The organism is uncultured Thiodictyon sp. (assembly GCF_903946935.1).
GTDB lineage: Bacteria > Pseudomonadota > Gammaproteobacteria > Chromatiales > Chromatiaceae > Thiodictyon.
The window spans coordinates 1-4,436 of sequence record NZ_CAJAXH010000180.1 but is presented as its reverse complement, the minus strand read 5'-3'; the positions used below and the strand labels follow the sequence as shown (position 1 = coordinate 4,436).

Annotated in this window: 4 protein-coding genes; all 4 read left to right on the top strand. The window is 64.5% G+C overall.

What is annotated here, in order from left to right; all coding sequences use genetic code 11:
- Positions 1–149: 149 nt before the first annotated feature.
- Positions 150–368: a DUF2285 domain-containing protein gene (locus QZX93_RS15585; protein WP_295387286.1), complete on the top strand. Its 219-nt coding sequence runs from the start codon at positions 150–152 to the stop codon at positions 366–368.
- A gap of 119 nt (positions 369–487) precedes the next feature.
- Positions 488–739, top strand: a complete 252-nt coding sequence (locus QZX93_RS15580) for a helix-turn-helix domain-containing protein (protein WP_295387277.1) — start codon at positions 488–490, stop codon at positions 737–739.
- A 10-nt stretch (positions 740–749) separates the two neighbouring features.
- Positions 750–3,284: a DUF927 domain-containing protein gene (locus QZX93_RS15575; RefSeq protein WP_295387280.1), complete on the top strand. Its 2,535-nt coding sequence runs from the start codon at positions 750–752 to the stop codon at positions 3,282–3,284.
- A 382-nt stretch (positions 3,285–3,666) separates the two neighbouring features.
- Positions 3,667–4,299 (top strand): hypothetical protein, encoded by a 633-nt coding sequence (locus QZX93_RS15570; RefSeq protein ID WP_295387283.1) that lies wholly within the window; start codon positions 3,667–3,669, stop codon positions 4,297–4,299.
- Positions 4,300–4,436 lie beyond the last annotated feature (137 nt).

The window sequence follows — 4,436 nt, the reverse complement described above, 5'->3', positions numbered from 1 at the left end:
GGCAGGACCTTCGAACATGGTGCTTCACCCTCGGTTTGTTTGCACTTCCAAGGGTACACAATTTCGCGGGTCCTGCCGCTCTCCTGCGGTGATTCACCAAGCCCTACGCTAGGTCTTGGCCGGATTTATGATCAAGGCCGGATCAGCTAATCAAGCCGACAAGGTATCAGCCGGAGACCTATCCGCGTTATATCCGGTTGCTTGATGCGGCGGCGGCTGGCGCGGGCGTGCCGAAGATGGCCGCGGTTATCTGCCCGAACGAGCCCAACACCCGGGAGGATGATTTTCGCGTATCAGCCAAGGTCACCAACAACATTAAGGAGGCGGAGCGACTGCGGGACGGCGGTTACTGGGGCATCCTGGTCTAGGGGTTTCAGTCGCTCCCTGGCGCGCAAATAGTTACGCACCCCCCGCAAGTATTTGTGCCAACACCCCGGCAAGGTTGCTCATAGTTCGCCCTGGTATCACCGGGTAAGGCGAGCAAATAATGAGCAACCGAAGCGAACACCAGCGGACAACCCGCGCCCCCGCGCCCTTGGCCGTGCCCCTGTGGGATGAAGCCGCAACCGCGGATGCCCTTGGGGTTAAGGTGCGGACCATCCAAGCCTGGCGGGTAAGAGGCGGCGGCCCTCCCTTCGTCAAGATGGGGGCCTTGGTCCGTTACCGCCCGGAAGCCGTGGCGGCGTGGGTTGAAGCCTGCACCATCGAGAGCACCAGCGGCAGCCCGGCGGCGGCTTGAGGGCTGCCCCATGGACGAAAAACAAAAAGCCCGGCGCGAGAGCCGGGCAAAAATTCAAAGCGATTCAAAGTCTAGTCCAACTGCATCCCGGGAGCAATCGCGGCGGCTGTCGAGTGCTGACGAGATCAAGCGGGCGATTGACCCCGCGACCTTCTACCGGCACGAGATCCCGGGCGCCCCGGACTTCAAGCCCAAGGCGAGCGGATGGACTCAAAACGGTCCTTGTCCTTCGCCTGCTCATGAGGATGTAAACGGGTCCTTCGGCGTCAACCTCAAGACCGGCGCTTTCCGCTGTCACGGCTGCGACCTTAACGGCGGGGGTGTGATTGATTTTGTGATGTTGCGCCACGGCTTGACCTTCGATCAGGCCCGCGCCTATCTAATCGATCAATACCGCCTGACGCCTGGAGCGGCACCAGCGAACCCGATTCACAGGCCCGCCAAGCCCGCGCCCGTGGCCCCCAAGCCGACCACCGCTTACCTGGTCCCGATCCCGCCTGACGCCCTGGCCAGTCGGCCCCAGCGATTCGCCAGATTAGGCGCCCCGTCCGCTACCTGGGAGTATTGCGACGCGGGCGGGCGCCCCGTGGCCTTCGTGCATCGGTTCGAGGTCAAGGACAAAGAGGGCAACCCCGGCAAGACCTACAGGCCCCAGCATTACACCGAGGCGGGCGGGTGGAAATGGGCCGATCCCCCGGGGGCATGGCCCCTGTACCACCTTGACCGACTGGCGACCCGGCCCGCGGCGCCCGTGCTCTTCACCGAAGGGGAGAAGGCCAGCGATGCGGGCGCCCTGTTACTGCCGGATATGGTGGCCACGACCACCGCACATGGTGCCAAGTCCCCGGCAAGATCAGATTTCAGCCCGCTGGCCGGGCGGCGCGTCCTGATCTGGCCGGACCACGACAAGGCCGGCACGGAGTACGCCCGGGAGATTGCGGGCTTGGCACTGGCGGCCGGCGCTGTATCGGTCGAGGTCTTGGACCTGAACCGCTTGAAGTTGGACCCCAAGACCAAGCAACGGCGGGACCTGCTCATTGGTGCGGATGCAGCGGACGCCCTGGCGGATGGATGGACCGCTGAGAGCATCGCCAAGGCGGCCCGCTGGCTCCCGTTCACTGCGGCGGAACAGACCGAACCCGCCCCCGCTGAGGCGCCACCACCCGCACCCCCGCCCGAGGGTGAGCCCTTGCCCTATGGGTTCGAGCTGCGGACGGGCGGCTTGTATTACCTGAAGCCCGGCGGCTCCAAGGGCGGGGGCGACGAGTCCCCGCCGGTCTATGTGTGCCCCCCGATCCGGGTCAAAGCAGTGACCCGAAACGTTGACGGCGACGAGTTCGGGCGGTTGGTCGAGTTCCGAGACTTGGACGGGATCACCCGTCAGGAAGTCCTTGCGGATAGGGAGCGGCAAGGATCGGGCGACGCTCTACGTGCTCGCCTGGCGGCCCTTGGGTTTGAGGTCGCGACCACCCCGGAAAGCCGACGCCTATTCGTGGACTACCTTAGGCGGTCGGTCCCCGTGGCCCGCGCTCGAACTCAGACCCACGCAGGATGGACCCCGGGCGGCGATGCCTTTGTGCTGTCCGGCGGGCGGGTCATTGGCGGGGGCGGCAGCGAGCCGGTTGTTCTGGCCTTGGACGGTGAGCCCGCGGCGGTCGCTGTCCGCGGGACTCTCGGGGGTTGGTGCGAGGGCGCAGGCGCGAAATGCGTAGGGAACTCCCGGCTATTGCTCGCGGTATCAATGAGTTTTGCCGCACCCCTCCTGTATTGGGCAGCAGAGGAAAGCGGCGGCTTTCACTTGCTTGGGAAGTCAACCGATGCAAGTTCGTCAGGCAAGACGACAACCATGAGGGTGGCGGCTTCGGTATGCGGAGACCCTTACCGGTATATTCGATCCTGGCGAACTACGGATAATGCAACGGAAAGCATAGCCGAAGCCCATAACGACCTTCCTTTATTCCTGGATGAGATGAGCCAATCGGAGGCTAAGACGGTCGGCGACACGGCCTATATGTTGGGAAATGGGGCGGGCAAGACCAGAATGGACCGCAACGCAGGCGGACGGCCGGCTAAGACTTGGCGCGTTGAATACCTGTCAACCGGGGAATCAAGCCTAGCGGCACACATGGCAACCGCCAATAGAAAGGTAACGGCCGGACAAGAGGTCCGAATGATCGAAATCCCGGCCGATGCAGGGGCGGGTTATGGTGTGTTCGAGGACTTGCACGGATACGCCAACGGGGCGGACTTCGCGGCGGCGCTGCTGGCGTCGGCCTGGGAACATTACGGCGCCCCTCTGATCGCGTGGCTTGAGGCGATCCAGCGGCAGCGCGACGCCTTGCCGGGTGCGATCCAGCGGCACCGGGACGCCTTCACGGCGGACGCCTTGGCCGGGATTGCTGACCCGCCGGGGCAGGTTCGGCGCGTGGCGAATCGCTTTGGATTGCTTGCAGTGGCCGGCGAACTGGCAACGATGGAGGGTCTGACCGGCTGGCCTGCCGGGCGGCGAATGATGCGGCGCGGCGCTGTTTCCGTGATTGGTTGACAGCGCGCGGCGGGGCTATACCAGCGGAAGAACGGGACCTGGTGCGCACGGTGCGATTGTTCTTCGAGCAACATTCGAACCGCTTTCGATGGAAAGACCGGGCAATGGACGATCACGCCCCCGAGGTTCCCCGTCAATGCGGATTCAAAGACGCACCGACCGGCAATGATGGTGCTATCATTTATTACTGTTTTCCCGAGACTTTTAGGTTTGAGATTGTGCAAGGCCACGACCCGAAATAGGCGGCGCGCGTATTGATTAGGCGCGGCATCATGAAGCCCGGCGATAAGGACCACGCTACCCAAAAGGTGCGGCTTCCTGGTTTTGGCAATGCCGTTCGGGTTTATGTGTTCGATGCCGATGAGATTAGGGCCGCCTGAGAATGGACCTTGACGCGCTCTATCAGGATTTCGGCCGGCCCCCACCGGCCCGAGTTCCTGACAGTTCCGCCGATCCAGCGGCACCGACCCGGGCGAAGGCCGATCAATGCCCGGGCGATCCTGCCGGCGTTTCTCGGGAAACGGCGGACGACACCCCCCGCCGTGAGTTCGGCGGCTTCAGTCTGGCAGACCTTCAGACCGCGGCCGGCGAGGATTGGCCTGACATCAAGGGCGAGCCTGGGGCATTGAAGGCCCTGGTTGCTTTGCTGCGCACAAGCGCCCAACGCGAGCGGGGCGAGCGTCCCGACCACTACACCACCCCTGTTCTATGCGCGAACTGCGGCCCGGTCTGGTTGTTCCCCGGCTCCCCCAAGCTGCTGCACGGCTGCCCCTGGTGTGTGGGCGGGTACTCCCGGGCGGATATCCCGCGGCCCGCGGTGCGCTGTGTGACCTGTCGACACTTCAACCCGAGCAAGACCACGCCAGCGGCTGGGCTTGGGCAATGCCGAATCGATGCCCCGGGGAGCCACTGCGGTCCGGCCCTATGGCCAAAGGCTGAACGTATCTGCGGCGCCTGGCGGCCCCGGCCCCCATGTGTCGATGGCTACCTAAACCCGCCTATAGTTGGTGAATGACGCGGGTAATCGCCAACGAGGGTGGTGAAGAGCGGTCGGGACGCTGGGGGACATAGGGGGGCTGGGAGCCAGGGGGAAGGGGGGGTGTATGGCCCCGCGGCGGCGTGGCTGCGGCGTTGCGCCGGGTCCGTCCCCGG